At 46.0% G+C, this 14,473-nt stretch carries 11 protein-coding genes; all 11 read left to right on the forward strand.

What is annotated here, in order from left to right; all coding sequences use genetic code 11:
• The 11 genes from CEF20_RS05925 to CEF20_RS05975 all read left to right on the forward strand — a co-directional run bounded on the left by CEF20_RS05925 (position 1) and on the right by CEF20_RS05975 (position 14,331).
• The gene (locus CEF20_RS05925; protein ID WP_100330937.1) at positions 1-534 is read left to right on the forward strand and encodes a DUF6115 domain-containing protein; all 534 of its coding nucleotides are present in this window, start codon (positions 1-3) and stop codon (positions 532-534) included.
• 144 nt (positions 535-678) lie between these two features.
• The gene (gene rpsB / locus CEF20_RS05930) at positions 679-1,422 is read left to right on the forward strand and encodes a 30S ribosomal protein S2 (RefSeq protein ID WP_100330938.1); all 744 of its coding nucleotides are present in this window, start codon (positions 679-681) and stop codon (positions 1,420-1,422) included.
• Positions 1,423-1,566: 144 nt separating this feature from the next.
• Complete coding sequence (tsf, locus tag CEF20_RS05935) at positions 1,567-2,448, forward strand: translation elongation factor Ts (protein ID WP_100330939.1); 882 nt, start codon at positions 1,567-1,569, stop codon at positions 2,446-2,448.
• Between the two features lie 125 nt (positions 2,449-2,573).
• Positions 2,574-3,299, forward strand: coding sequence for a UMP kinase (gene pyrH, locus CEF20_RS05940; RefSeq protein ID WP_100330940.1), 726 nt, complete (start codon positions 2,574-2,576; stop codon positions 3,297-3,299).
• Positions 3,299-3,856, forward strand: coding sequence for a ribosome recycling factor (frr, locus tag CEF20_RS05945; protein WP_100330941.1), 558 nt, complete (start codon positions 3,299-3,301; stop codon positions 3,854-3,856). Before pyrH ends, frr begins: the two co-directional genes overlap by 1 nt.
• A 189-nt stretch (positions 3,857-4,045) precedes the next feature.
• Positions 4,046-4,828: an isoprenyl transferase gene (locus tag CEF20_RS05950; RefSeq protein ID WP_100330942.1), complete on the forward strand. Its 783-nt coding sequence runs from the start codon at positions 4,046-4,048 to the stop codon at positions 4,826-4,828.
• Positions 4,829-4,857: 29 nt separating this feature from the next.
• A complete protein-coding gene (locus tag CEF20_RS05955; protein ID WP_100330943.1) occupies positions 4,858-5,649 on the forward strand; it encodes a phosphatidate cytidylyltransferase in 792 nt (263 codons plus the stop codon).
• 24 nt (positions 5,650-5,673) lie between these two features.
• Positions 5,674-6,816 carry a 1-deoxy-D-xylulose-5-phosphate reductoisomerase gene (dxr, locus tag CEF20_RS05960; RefSeq protein ID WP_100330944.1) on the forward strand — a complete coding sequence of 381 codons (1,143 nt, stop codon included), beginning with the start codon at positions 5,674-5,676 and terminating at the stop codon, positions 6,814-6,816.
• A 16-nt stretch (positions 6,817-6,832) separates the two neighbouring features.
• Positions 6,833-8,092, forward strand: coding sequence for an RIP metalloprotease RseP (gene rseP, locus CEF20_RS05965; RefSeq protein WP_100330945.1), 1,260 nt, complete (start codon positions 6,833-6,835; stop codon positions 8,090-8,092).
• 20 nt (positions 8,093-8,112) lie between these two features.
• On the forward strand, positions 8,113-9,819 hold the full coding sequence (locus tag CEF20_RS05970) for a proline--tRNA ligase (protein ID WP_100330946.1): 1,707 nt from the start codon (positions 8,113-8,115) through the stop codon (positions 9,817-9,819).
• A gap of 189 nt (positions 9,820-10,008) precedes the next feature.
• Entirely contained in the window at positions 10,009-14,331 is a 4,323-nt protein-coding gene (locus CEF20_RS05975) for a PolC-type DNA polymerase III (protein WP_100330947.1), read from the forward strand.
• Positions 14,332-14,473 lie beyond the last annotated feature (142 nt).

The raw sequence follows: 14,473 nt of genomic DNA on the forward strand, positions 1-14,473 counted from the left end.
ATGATGATGACAGCTTTCATACTCATTTCATTTCTATTGCACGCCGTTTCCTTGTTCGCCGTTATCTTGCTGTTTACAAGGCAGAATCGTTTGATCGAAGTGAAGAAGCAGCAGCAAAAGATCGCGAAGGACATGGAAGAAATGATGGAAGCCTATCTAATAGAAATGAAAGAAGAAAACGAGAAATTCATTCGGGAGCTATCCGAACCGGTCAAGGAGCCGCCACCTGCGCCGTCAGACAAACAAACGGCTAAAGCGGAAGGAGCAAAGGGCACGTCACCCAATTTGGCGCTGACGCTGCCATCTCTGCAAAGAGCGAGAGCAGCAAATGGATATAAATCGATAAGCAGTCAAGAGCAAGCTGTGGAAGAGGAAACGGAAGAGGCTTCCGCTTCCCCGGATAATATCGAAAGCCGGATTTTTCAGCTGCGCAATCAAGGGATGAGCAATGAAGAAATTGCTAAGAAATTAAATAAGGGCAAGACCGAAATTGAACTGGCATTGAAATTTTTCAATGCCGGCAAAAATAGTTGATTGCACTGCCGGTTTATGTTATATTTACTAACGGTGTTAATACACACGCTCCCTGATTTGGACAGACGGTGCTGTATTTATACAGTTTCTGAACAAAGATGATGAGAGCGGAGGACCATTAAAAACCATTAGGAGGAATTACACATGTCAGTTATTTCAATGAAGCAATTGCTTGAAGCTGGTGTGCACTTTGGACACCAAACACGCCGCTGGAACCCAAAGATGAAGAAATACATCTTCCAAGAGCGTAACGGAATCTACATTATCGACCTTCAAAAGACCGTCAGAAAGGTCGAAGAAGCGTATAAATTCGTGAGAGAACTAGCTGAAAACGGCGGGAAGGTTCTTTTCGTCGGTACGAAAAAACAAGCTCAGGAATCCGTGAAGGTTGAAGCGGAACGCGCTGGAATGTTCTATGTAAACCAACGCTGGTTAGGCGGAACATTAACGAACTTCTCAACTATTCAAAAGCGTGTTCAGCGCTTGAAAAACATCGAGAAAATGGAAGAAGACGGAACATTTGAAGTGCTTCCTAAAAAAGAAGTCGTTCAACTGAAAAAAGAGCATGAGCGCTTAGTTAAATTCTTAGGCGGAATCAGAGATATGAAAGATCTTCCTGACGCGCTGTTCATTATCGATCCGCGCAAAGAGCGCATTGCGGTTGCTGAAGCTCGCAAATTAAATATTCCAATTGTCGGAATCGTTGATACAAACTGTGATCCGGATGAAATTGATTATGTCATCCCAGCGAATGATGACGCGATCCGCGCCGTTAAATTGCTGACTGGCAAAATGGCTGATGCGATTCTAGAAGCTAAGCAAGGCGAAGAAACTGCAGAAGAAGCCGAAGAAGCGCAAGCCGAAGAAGCAGCTGCATCTGCTGAGTAAGATGCAACGAAAAGGTGATAAGACGAGAGTCCCTTATCACCTTTTTTTAAAGAAAAAAGCTATTCGAAAGGTATAGAAGCCTTTCGAATGCTGATGATAAATGCATAAAGGCTTTACATACGACTTGAAGGAGGAAGATTTCTTATGGCAGTTACTGCTCAAATGGTAAAAGAACTTCGTGAAAAAACAGGCGCGGGCATGATGGACTGTAAAAAAGCGCTGACTGAAACAAACGGCGATATGGAAAAAGCGATTGATTTCCTTCGCGAAAAAGGCATGGCGAAAGCAGCTAAGAAAGCGGATCGCATCGCAGCAGAAGGTACTGCCTTCATCAAAAGCGAAGGCAATGAGGCGGTCATTTTAGAGGTGAACTCTGAAACAGATTTCGTTGCCAAAAACGAAGGATTCCAGCAGCTTGTGAAAGAATTAGCCGAACAATTATTAGCGAAAAAGCCGGCAACTTTAGAAGAAGCGCTTGAGCAAAAAATGTCCAGCGGCGATACCGTTGCTGAGTACATTAACAAAGCGATCGCTAAAATTGGTGAAAAGATCACTCTTCGCCGTTTTGAAGTCGTCACAAAAGGTGACAACGACTCTTTTGGGGAATACCTTCATATGGGCGGCCGCATCGCGGTATTAACGGTATTGGAAGGCACAACAGATGCTCAAGCTGCTAAGGACGTCGCTATGCATGCCGCTGCCTTAAATCCAAAATACATTTCACGCGATGCTGTTTCTGAAGAGGAAGTAGCTCATGAACGTGAAGTATTAACTCAGCAAGCTTTAAACGAAGGCAAGCCAGAGAAAATCGTCGCTAAAATGGTTGAAGGCCGCCTAGGTAAATTCTTTGAAGAAATTTGCTTAGTTGACCAGGCTTTCGTTAAAAACCCTGACCAAACAGTTGGAGAATATGTAGCATCTAAAGGCGGAAAAGTGAAAGAGCTTGTGCGCTACGGTGTAGGGGAAGGTATTGAAAAGCGTCAAGATAACTTCGCTGAAGAAGTCATGAACCAAGTCAAAAAATAATTCTTTTCCATTGAGTACATAGAAAAGAATGAACCATCAAATGGAAATCCCTTGCCGATTGCTGGTGAGGGATTTCATATAGCGAGCATTAGAAAATAAACAAACCATTACATATGGAGGTTTACATGAGCATTCCTAAGTATAAACGTGTAGTATTGAAGCTAAGCGGTGAAGCGCTGGCTGGCGAAGCTGGCTTTGGCATTAACCCAGCCGTCATCAAGTCAATTGCTGAACAAGTGAAGGAAATTGCTGAACTGGATGTAGAGGTCGCAGTCGTAGTTGGCGGCGGAAACATTTGGAGAGGTAAGATAGGCAGTGAAATGGGCATGGATCGTGCAACAGCCGATTATATGGGAATGCTGGCAACCGTTATGAACTCCATGGCATTGCAGGATAGCTTGGAGCAGCTCGGAATCGAAACTCGCGTGCAAACATCCATTGAAATGCGTCAAGTAGCGGAACCTTATATCCGCCGCCGCGCTATTCGTCATCTGGAGAAGAAACGAGTCGTGATATTTGCTGCCGGAACCGGAAATCCATACTTTTCCACAGATACAACTGCCGCTTTGCGGGCCGCTGAAATTGAAGCAGAAGTCATTTTAATGGCTAAGAATAATGTGGACGGCGTCTATTCCGCTGATCCTCGTGTGAATAAAGACGCTTTTAAATATGAGAAGCTTTCCTATCTGGATGTCATTAAAGAAGGACTAGCTGTCATGGATTCTACTGCTTCCTCCCTATGTATGGATAATGACATTCCGCTGATTGTATTCTCCGTCACGGAAAGCGGAAACATTAAACGAGTTGTCATGGGAGATAATATTGGAACAATTGTTAGGGGGAAAGAATAATGCCAAAGCAAGTAATGGAACAAATGAAAGAAAGAATGACAAAAGCGATTCAAGCGTTTACGAGAGAATTAGCTTCCATCCGTGCAGGGCGTGCCAACGCTTCATTATTGGATCGGGTAATGGTTGATTATTATGGAGCGCCGACGCCTATCAATCAGCTGGCATCGGTTTCCGTGCCGGAAGCCAGACTGCTGGTGATTCAGCCTTATGATAAAACGGCTCTCGGCGATATTGAAAAGGCGATTCTTAAATCCGACCTTGGATTGACCCCATCCAATGATGGATCCGTTATTCGTTTAGCTTTTCCAGCGCTGACTGAAGAGCGCCGGAAAGAATTAGTTAAGCTCGTGAAGAAAGAAGCGGAAGATGCCAAGGTGGCGATCCGCAACATTCGCCGCGACGCAAACGAAGATTTCAAAAAGCTTGAAAAAGCCGGTGATATCACGGAGGATGAATTGCGCGGCTACACGGACGATGTCCAAAAAGAAACCGATCAATTTATTGCAAAAGTCGATAGCATCTCGAAGGATAAAGAAAAAGAGATTATGGAAGTGTAACTGTTTTAAACCCTCTTCTTAGCAAGGGGGTTTTTATTCTTATGCACCTTTGCCTTCTTTTTAAACGTGCGGCTCGCTTGAAATAATAAATACATAAAATTCTACAAAGTAATCATCAATAGATTTTGGTATTATAATAGAGAGTGATTGAATTTTAATTGGATGATGCTACATTTTGGAGGATATTTTATGATTAATAAAAAGAAATTATGGAGCAAAAAGGAAAGCCATAATCCAAAAAATAGAATAGAGGAAATTAAGCAAGAGCCGGTGCCTAAGCATATTGCTATTATAATGGACGGGAATGGAAGATGGGCCAAAAAAAGAGCTCTTCCCAGAATGGCCGGGCACCATGAAGGCATGAAGACGGTTCGGAAAGTAACACGGCTTGTCAGCAATCTCGGCGTTCAAGCATTGACTTTATACGCCTTTTCGACAGAAAATTGGAAGCGACCGAAAGTCGAAGTTGATTTCCTGATGAAGCTGCCAGAAGAATTTCTCGGCACGTTTTTGCCGGAGTTAATTGAGGAGAACGTGCGGGTGGAGATGATGGGAGACCGCGAACAAATCCCAGCCCACACGCTATACGCTGTGGAGAAAGCGATGAAAGAAACCGCGGGAAATGACGGGCTTGTTCTCAATTTCGCTTTAAATTACGGCAGCCGCTCAGAAATTATGGCCGGGGTAAAAAACATCATTCGTGACGCAAAGAGTGGTATACTAAGCGAGGATGACCTTAGTGAGGAATTATTTTCTCGCTATTTAATGACTCGCCATTTGCCTGATCCGGACTTATTGATCCGCACGAGCGGAGAAATTCGCCTTAGCAACTTTATGCTCTGGCAGCTTGCCTACACGGAGTTTTGGTTTACAGATGTGCTGTGGCCAGATTTTACTGAAGCGGATTTGCTTGAAGCCGTGGAAGCATTCCAGCGGCGTACCCGGCGGTTTGGCGGTCTTACAGATAAATAACGAATTGGATGATAGTTAGGAGTAGAAAAATGAAGCAACGAATTGTTACAGCTGTCATAGCGGCAGCTGCTTTCCTGCCGATTGTGCTTTACGGGGGATGGCCGTTTGTGCTGTTAACGTATTTAATGGCCGTGATCGGTCTCGGAGAAGCCTTGCGAATGAAAAAAATCCCTTTGCTTTCCGCCCCTGGCACACTGTCGGTTCTCATGCTGTTTGTGCTGTTGATTCCTGAGCGATACACCAAGGCGATCGTACAAGCCGGATACGATAAGCTGCAGCTAATCTTGCTGATGGTCCTTCTGCTGCTCGTATATATGGTTGTCTCAAAAAACCGCTTCACGTTTGAAGACGCCGGCTTCTGCACATTATCTGTGCTGTATGTCGGCTTCGGTTTTCATTATTTCATGGAAACCCGGGAAGCAGGTGCTCTATTTGTTTTTTTTGCATTATTTATTACTTGGGCAACCGATTCGGGGGCGTATTTTATCGGGCGTTCCTTCGGAAGGAACAAGCTTTGGCCTGAAATCAGCCCCAAAAAGACCATTGAAGGATCATTGGGAGGCATCTTATCAGCGGTGCTGATTGCTTTATTGTTCTTCTTCTTTGCGGATCTGCAAACAGAACTGCCGCAGCTGCTTTTGGCAACGGCTGTGTTGTCTGTTGCCGGGCAAATTGGCGATTTGGCGGAGTCGGCTTTAAAGAGGCATTTTCACATCAAGGATTCAGGAGCGATTTTGCCGGGACACGGCGGCATATTAGACCGTGTGGACAGTTGGCTGTTTGTCTTTCCGCTTATCCATATTTTGCAAATTGTGAATTAGAGTTTGTTTGAGGAGATGAATAGTTTGAAGAAGGTCAGTCTTATAGGGGCTACAGGGTCCATCGGGATGCAAACGCTCGATGTGATCGATCAGCATAGTGAAGCGTTTTCCTTAGTCGCTTTTTCAGCTGGAAGAAATATTGAGGAAACAAGAAAGATTATTGCTAAGTTTCAGCCGAAGCTTGTCTCTGTTCTAACTAGGGACGATGCGGACCGCCTGCGCTCTGAATACCCGTCTCTTGCCGTGATGCACGGGGAAGAGGGACTTGCAGCGGTCGCCGTCTTTTCCGAAGCGGATATACTCGTCAATGCGGTTTTGGGAAGCGTTGGCTTGTTTCCGACTTTGCAGGCGATTGAAGCAGGCAAAACGGTGGCTATAGCTAATAAAGAAACGCTCGTCACCGCCGGGCATCTTGTGATGGAGGCTGCAGAGAAACAGCAAGTGCAGCTTCTGCCTGTTGACAGTGAACATTCGGCGATTTTCCAATGTTTGCAAGGAGAGCAGCCGAGAAATATCGAACGGTTAATACTGACAGCTTCCGGCGGCAGTTTTCGCGATCGCTCCCGGGAAGAGCTGCAGAATGTGACGGTAAAGCAAGCTTTAAATCATCCGAACTGGTCGATGGGAGCCAAAATCACCATTGATTCAGCTACCATGATGAACAAAGGGCTTGAGGTGATTGAAGCTCATTGGTTATTTAAGTTGCCATATGAGCAAATTGATGTTATTTTACATCGAGAAAGTATTATCCATTCAATGGTGGAATTTCATGACAGCTCGGTGATGGCTCAGTTGGGCACACCGGATATGCGCGTTCCCATTCAGTACGCGCTTTCTTATCCAGACCGCTTGCCGAGATCGGAAGCAAAAAGGCTGAATTTAACTGAAATAGGCCGGCTGCATTTTGAGAAAATGGACACAGGACGTTTTCGCATGCTGGCCTTAGCCTACCAGGCCGGCAAAGCCGGAGGAACGATGCCTGCGGTGCTCAATGCTGCTAATGAAGCGGCGGTAGCGGCTTTTCTGGACGGGAAAATTTCATTCTTACAAATAGATGAACTGGTCGAGCGGGCGTTGGAACAGCACACCCTCATTGTTCACCCTGATTTAGAGACCATCCAGCAAACCGACAAGGAAGCGAGATTATTCGTCCACTCACTTTTATAAAAAGGTGGTTATACATTTGAGTTCTATTATTGCGTTTATTGTTATATTTGGAGCCTTGGTTTTCTTTCATGAATTGGGCCACTTCATATTTGCCAAAAGGGCGGGCATCCTTTGCCGCGAATTCGCCATAGGGCTCGGGCCGAAAGTTTTCTACCATCGAAAAGGCGAAACAACCTACACATTGCGGTTGTTGCCGTTAGGAGGATACGTCCGCATGGCCGGTCAAGATCCGGAAATGGTGGATTTGAAGGCGGGTCACCGCATCGGTGTCCTATTTAATGAAAAGGAAGAGATCGTCAAAATCATCGTGAACGGCAAGGATCGCTATCCTGAGGCGCGGGTGATTGAAGTTGAACAAGCAGATTTAGAGCATCAGCTGACGATCCGCGGCTATGAAGACGGAGAAGAAGAACTGAAAACTTTCTCTATCCACCGGGAAGCTGTGCTGGTGGAGGATGGGGTTGAAAGTCAAATTTCTCCCTGGGACCGTCAATTTGATTCCAAAACACTTGGTCAAAGAGCCATGGCAATCTTTGCCGGACCGCTCTTTAACTTTATATTAGCTTTTATTGTGTTTACGATTATCGCCATTATTCAAGGGGTGCCAACCAATGAAGCGAAGCTCGGCCCTCTGGTCCCTGAAGGTGCAGCGGTTGAAGCTGGACTAGCCGAGGGAGATAAAGTCATCAGCATCAACGGGGAAGCAGTCTCCAGCTGGAAGGATATTCAAGCGACCATTCAAAAGAATCCTCAAACAGAAATGCAATTTACAGTGCAGCGCGGAGAAGAAACATTGAACATTTCCGTAACGCCTACGATTCGGGAAGTTGAAGATCAGAAGATTGGAGTCATTGGTGCATACAGCCCGATGGAAAAAGACTTTTTCCAATCCATTGTATACGGGGCGAAGGAGACCTATTTTTGGACGATTGAAATATTCCGTCTGCTGGGGAAATTAGTCACTGGGCAATTTTCAATTGATATGCTGTCTGGTCCGGTCGGCATCTATGTTTCCACAGAAACAATAGCCAAATCAGGGATCATCAACTTGATGAAATGGGCGGGTGTGTTAAGCATCAACCTCGGAATTATGAACTTGCTGCCGCTGCCTGCGCTGGATGGCGGAAGATTATTATTCTTCCTGGTGGAAGCTATTAGAGGCAAGCCGCTTGATCGCCAGAAAGAGGGAATGGTGCACTTTGTCGGATTTGCTTTATTAATCATGTTAATGATCGTTGTGACCTGGAATGATATTCAGCGATTCTTTTTACAATAATATAGTTTGAGGTGCGTGTAATGAAACAAAGCCAAACGTTAATTCCTACATTGAGAGAAATTCCGGCTGATGCGGAAGTAAAAAGCCATCAGCTGCTGCTTAAAGCTGGTTTTATCCGGCAGAATGCCAGCGGGGTATATAGTTATTTGCCGCTCGGTAAGAAAGTTTTGCGCAAAGTGGAAGAGATCGTTCGCGAAGAAATGGACGCGGCGGGAGCGGTTGAATTATTAATGCCGGCTCTGCAGCAGGCTGAGCTTTGGCAGGAATCAGGCCGCTGGTATACGTATGGTCCTGAATTAATGCGTTTAAAAGACCGCAATGAGCGGGAATTTGCCCTTGGTGCCACACATGAAGAGGTCATCACGAGCTTAATTCGTGATGAAATTAAATCGTACAAGCGTCTGCCGCTGACCTTCTATCAGATTCAGACAAAATTCCGCGATGAAAAGCGTCCTCGCTTTGGATTGCTTCGCGGCAGGGAATTTGTCATGAAAGACGCTTACTCCTTCCATTCGTCTCAAGAAAGCCTGGACGAAACGTATGAAAGAATATTTGCAGCCTATTCCAATATTTTCAAACGCTGCGGCTTAAATTTCCGGGCCGTCATCGCCGATTCCGGGGCGATGGGCGGCAAAGATACGCATGAATTCATGGTGCTATCGGAAATTGGTGAAGACACTATCGCCTACTCCGATCAGTCGGATTATGCCGCCAATATCGAAATGGCACCGGTTGTGACAGCATACGAAAAAGGAAATGAAGCGGAGCTGGAGAAAGAAAAAGTAGCCACACCTGGCATCAAAACAATCGCCGAAGTGACGGAGAGCTTGAACGTATCTGCTGAAAAATGCATCAAATCCTTGCTGTTTAAAGTGGATGAAGAATATGTCCTAGTGCTGGTAAGAGGGGATCACGAAGTCAATGATATTAAGCTGAAAAACTTATTCCAGGCAGCGCAGGTAGAGTTGGCTTCGCCGGAGGAAGTGCGTCAAGTGCTAGGATGTACAATCGGTTCCTTGGGGCCAATCGATGTGAAACAAGAGGTGAAAATAGTAGCGGATCGGGCGCTTCAAGCACTCACAAACGGTGTGAGCGGGGCGAATGAAGAAGGATACCACTATATCAACATCAATCCTGAGAAAGATTTTACCGTCGACCAGTACGCCGATCTGCGTTTCATTCAAGAAGGCGATATCTCACCAGATGGTCAAGGGGTTATTAAGTTTGCCAAAGGAATTGAAGTTGGGCATGTGTTCAAGCTCGGCACGCGCTATAGTGAAGCGATGAATGCTGCGTACCTGGATGAAAACGGGCGGTCAAAGCCGATGATTATGGGCTGTTACGGGATTGGAGTATCCCGGACGTTAGCAGCGGTCGCCGAACAGTTTAACGATGAGAAAGGCTTTGTCTGGCCAAAAGCACTTGCACCGTATGATGTGCATCTCATTCCGATCAATATGAAGGATGAGCATCAGCGCGTTTTAGCCGAGCGCATTTACAGCATGCTACGTGAGAACCGCTATGATGTGTTAATGGATGACCGGGCTGAACGGCCGGGTGTAAAGTTTGCTGATAGCGATTTAATCGGTTTGCCGCTTCGCATCACTGTCGGCAAGAAAGCTTCCGAAGGCATTGTTGAATTAAAAATCCGCCATAGCGGTGAAATGATCGAGGTGCCTGAAAATCAACTAGCAGCTAAAATTCATGAACTTTATCAAACTTTATAAGAGTGGATGATTACTTCTCCATTAGAAAATAACCGGTCCACAAGCCAGGCAACTGCCGGCGCGGCGCCTTCCTGACGCCAACAGGCGAAGGGGGCAGCGGCTGTCCGGCTGATGCGGGATAAATAAAAAAGGTGCCTGCTGCAGGCGCCTTTTTTAGTCCCGGGCAAAATACATTTGGGAGGCATAAGGATGAGTACAGAATCCCAGGGCAAACGCCAACGGTTTCAATTGCTGCTGCAGCAGCTAAAGCTGACGGATGATACAATCATCAAGCATTTTGAAGGAGCGGAAATTTCAAAGCTGACCGTCGAGCGCAAATCCAAGAGATGGCATTTCTTGTTTGCAGTGAAACAGATCGTTCCATGTCAAGTGCTAGAGATATTTGCTCATGCGTTAACTCATGCGTTTAAAGAAATCGCTGCCGTTACCTTTTCTGTTCAAGCGGAAAAAACAGACGTTTCAGAGGAGCTCCTCGCGGATTATTGGATGTTTTGCATTAAGCAATTAGACGGTATATCGCCGCCGATGCTTGCCTTATTAAACCGCCGTCTTCCTGAAATTGAAGGGAATAAACTGATTGTCCGCGTTCATAACGAAGCGGAAGGGCTGGCATTGAAAGGCAAATACGGGGATTGGATTTCGAGAATTTATCAAAGTTATGGGTTTCCACCTGTCAGTCTGGGCATCGAAGTTTCCGAGCAGAACAAAGACACAGAATTTCAGCAGTTTTTAGAAGCTAAGCATAAAGAAGATGCTGAACGGGCGCTGCAAGCCGTTGCTGAAATGCAAAAACGGGAAACGAATGCCGGCGAGGGTGGAGAAGAATACGAGGGCCCGTTAATGATCGGCTTGAAGATAAAAAATGACGCGGATTTTAAAAGGCTGGAAGACATTCGCGATGAAGAGCGGAGAATAGCCATTGAAGGGTATGTGTTTGAGGCGGAGACAAAAGAACTTCGCAGCGGACGCACACTTTTAACTTTTAAAATAACGGATTATACAGATTCGCTGCTGGTGAAAATGTTTTCCCGCGACAAAGAAGATGCGGCTCTTTTCGGCAGAGTGAAGAAGGGCATGTGGCTGAAAGCAAGAGGTACCGTGCAAAATGACACGTTCGTCCGCGATTTGGTCATGATTGCCAACGATATTAACGAGGTGGCTCCCGTTACCCGCGAGGATACGGCGCCGGCTGAAGAAAAAAGAGTGGAACTGCATCTGCATACGCCAATGAGTCAAATGGATGCTGTAACACCAGTGAGTGATTTGGTTGCCCAAGCGAGCAAGTGGGGGCATAAGGCCATTGCGATTACCGATCATGCGGTCGCGCAATCCTTCCCTGAGGCGTACAGTGCGGGAAAGAAACACGGCATTAAAGTGCTGTACGGGATCGAAGCGAATTTAGTGGATGATGGTGTTCCGATTGCTTATAATGAGGTGCACCGCTATTTGCCTGACGAGACCTATGTCGTATTCGATGTCGAGACAACCGGCTTATCAGCCGTCTACGACACGATCATTGAACTGGCGGCTGTAAAAATTAAAGATGGGGAAATTATCGACCGTTTTGAATCATTCGCGAATCCTCATCATCCTTTATCAGCCACAACGATTAACTTGACAGGAATCACGGATGATTTAGTACAGTCGGCTCCGGAAGTGGAGGAAGTGCTTCAGAAGTTTCAAGCATGGACACAGGATGCTGTTTTAGTGGCTCACAACGCTTCTTTTGATATGGGCTTCTTGAATGCCGGCTATCAGCGGTACCAGCTGGGCAAAGCAGATAATCCTGTTATTGATACGCTGGAGCTGGCCAGATTATTATATCCTACGATGAAAAATCACCGCTTAAATACACTCGCTAAAAAGTTTGATGTCGAGCTGACACAGCACCATAGGGCGATTTACGATGCGGAAGCCACCGGTTATTTATTATTAAAGATGCTGAGGGATGCCGCTGAAAAAGGGATCGAGTACCATGATCAATTCAACGCACATATGGGAGAGGGAAATGCTTATAAACGGGCGCGTCCGTATCACTGTACCATTTTGGCTCAAAACGACACCGGCTTAAAAAATCTCTTTAAGCTTGTCTCCATTTCCCATATTAACTATTTTTATCGGGTTCCGCGAATTCCAAGATCCGTACTGCAAAAACATCGGGAAGGATTAATTATCGGTTCAGGCTGCGACAAAGGTGAAGTCTTTGAAAGCATGATGCAAAAAGGGAAGGAAGAAGCGGAGAAAAAGGCCAGGTTTTACGATTATTTGGAAATTCACCCAAAAGAAGTCTACGCTCATTTAATCGAGCTGGAGCTCGTGCGCGATGAACAAGCGCTTGAGGACATTTTGCGAAAGATCGTTGAGCTCGGCGAAAAGCTGCAGCTGCCAGTAGCCGCTACCGGCAATGTCCACTATTTACATCCAAGCGATAAAATTCACCGGAAAATATTAGTGAGCTCACAGGGTGGAGCCAATCCGCTGAACCGTCATGAACTTCCTGACGTTCATTTTCGGACGACGAATGAAATGCTGGATGCTTTCAGCTTTTTAGGAAAAGAACAAGCGAAAAAAGTCGTGGTGGAAACACCCAATCTCATCGCTGACCGCCTGGAAGAAATTAAACCGATTAAGGATGATTTGTTTACACCAAAAATTGAAGGTGCGGATGAGGAAATTCGCAACATGAGCTATGACAGGGCAAAAAGCATTTATGGAGAAGAACTCCCTGAAATCGTGGAAGCCCGCTTGGAAAAGGAATTAAAAAGCATTATCGGCCACGGGTTTGCCGTAATTTACCTCATTTCTCATAAGCTTGTAAAGAAATCGCTTGATGACGGCTATCTGGTTGGTTCGCGGGGCTCTGTCGGCTCTTCTTTTGTCGCCACGATGACAGAGATCACAGAAGTGAACCCTTTGCCGCCCCACTACGTTTGTCCAAAATGCCAGACATCTGAATTTTTTAATGACGGCTCTGTCGGTTCAGGCTTCGATTTGCCGGACAAAAACTGCCCGAATTGCGGCACTGCTTACACAAAGGACGGCCATGACATTCCGTTTGAAACATTCTTAGGCTTTAAAGGCGATAAAGTGCCGGATATTGACCTCAACTTCTCGGGTGAATATCAGCCGCGCGCCCATAATTATACGAAAGTCCTGTTCGGTGAAGACAATGTGTATCGGGCAGGTACGATCGGAACGGTCGCTGATAAAACAGCCTTCGGATATGTGAAAGGATACGCAGCTGATCATAATCTGCAGCTCCGCGGGGCAGAGGTCGATAGGCTGGCGAAAGGCTGCACAGGAGTGAAGCGGACGACTGGCCAACACCCCGGCGGTATTATTGTCGTTCCCGATTATATGGATATCTATGATTTTTCACCTATCCAGTATCCGGCAGACAGTGATAAGTCCGAATGGCGCACCACTCATTTTGACTTTCATTCCATTCACGACAATTTGCTGAAGCTTGATATTCTCGGGCACGATGATCCAACGGTGATTCGGATGCTTCAAGATCTTTCAGGCATTGATCCGAAAACGATTCCGACCGACGATCCTGAAGTGATGAAGATTTTCAGCGGCACGGAATCGCTTGGAGTGACCCCTGAACAAATCTTATGTAAAACCGGCACGCTGGGTATTCCGGAATTCGGTACGCGCTTCGTTCGGCAAATGCTGGAAGACACGAAACCGACCACTTTTTCCGAGCTGGTGCAGATTTCAGGACTATCTCATGGCACCGATGTATGGCTCGGAAATGCTCAAGAGCTTATCCAAAATGGAATTTGCGAGCTAAGCGACGTCATCGGATGCCGCGATGATATTATGGTTTATTTAATTTACCAAGGCCTGGACCCGGCCTTTGCCTTTAAAATCATGGAATTTGTGCGAAAAGGGAGAGGCCTGACCGAAGAAATGGAAGAGGAAATGCGCAATAAGAAAGTGCCGGAATGGTATATTGACTCATGCAAGAAAATCAAATACATGTTCCCAAAAGCACATGCCACCGCCTATGTTCTGATGGCGGTGCGAATCGCCTACTTTAAAGTGCATCTGCCTCTGCTGTATTACGCTGCATACTTTACTGTGCGGGCGGAAGACTTTGATATAGAAGCGATGGTGAGAGGAACAGCCGCTATCAGATCCAGGTTGGAAGAAATCAACGCCAAAGGTTTAGATGCCTCGCCCAAAGAAAAAAGTTTATTGACTGTGCTTGAACTTGCTCTGGAAATGACGGAGCGCGGTTTTCGTTTTCAAAAGGTCGATCTGTACCGTTCGAGCGCGGATCAATTTGTAATTGACGGAGACTCCTTAATACCGCCGTTCAATGCGATCCCGGGCCTTGGAACCAACGCAGCCTATAACATCGTCAAAGCGCGCCAAGAGGGAGAGTTTTTGTCAAAAGAAGATTTGCAGCAGCGCGGAAAGGTATCCAAAACCATTATCGAATATTTGGATCAGCATGGATGTCTCGCTTCGCTTCCTGATCAAAATCAGCTTTCCTTATTCTAGCATCAGATGCCCCAGTTGCATAAAATAGAGGGTTGTGGTATATTCTTTAATAGAAATACTAATTGATAACTCTCTTTGAAAGAGTGGGGCATCCCCACTCTTTCGTGTTTGTAAAGGAGTTTCATTCTTGGTCAGGAAGGCT

The organism is Bacillus xiapuensis, assembly GCF_002797355.1.
Taxonomy (GTDB): Bacteria; Bacillota; Bacilli; order Bacillales; family Domibacillaceae; genus Bacillus_CE; species Bacillus_CE xiapuensis.

What these genes read in the sequence shown, in the direction of transcription:
- CEF20_RS05975 (WP_100330947.1), top strand. Translation starts at nt 10,009, where the DNA reads ATGAGTACAGAATCCCAGGGCAAACGCCAACGGTTTCAATTGCTGCTG.
- rpsB (WP_100330938.1), top strand. Translation starts at nt 679, where the DNA reads ATGTCAGTTATTTCAATGAAGCAATTGCTTGAAGCTGGTGTGCACTTT.
- pyrH (WP_100330940.1), top strand. Translation starts at nt 2,574, where the DNA reads ATGAGCATTCCTAAGTATAAACGTGTAGTATTGAAGCTAAGCGGTGAA.
- CEF20_RS05925 (WP_100330937.1), top strand. Translation starts at nt 1, where the DNA reads ATGATGATGACAGCTTTCATACTCATTTCATTTCTATTGCACGCCGTT.
- CEF20_RS05970 (WP_100330946.1), top strand. Translation starts at nt 8,113, where the DNA reads ATGAAACAAAGCCAAACGTTAATTCCTACATTGAGAGAAATTCCGGCT.
- CEF20_RS05950 (WP_100330942.1), top strand. Translation starts at nt 4,046, where the DNA reads ATGATTAATAAAAAGAAATTATGGAGCAAAAAGGAAAGCCATAATCCA.
- CEF20_RS05955 (WP_100330943.1), top strand. Translation starts at nt 4,858, where the DNA reads ATGAAGCAACGAATTGTTACAGCTGTCATAGCGGCAGCTGCTTTCCTG.
- frr (WP_100330941.1), top strand. Translation starts at nt 3,299, where the DNA reads ATGCCAAAGCAAGTAATGGAACAAATGAAAGAAAGAATGACAAAAGCG.
- tsf (WP_100330939.1), top strand. Translation starts at nt 1,567, where the DNA reads ATGGCAGTTACTGCTCAAATGGTAAAAGAACTTCGTGAAAAAACAGGC.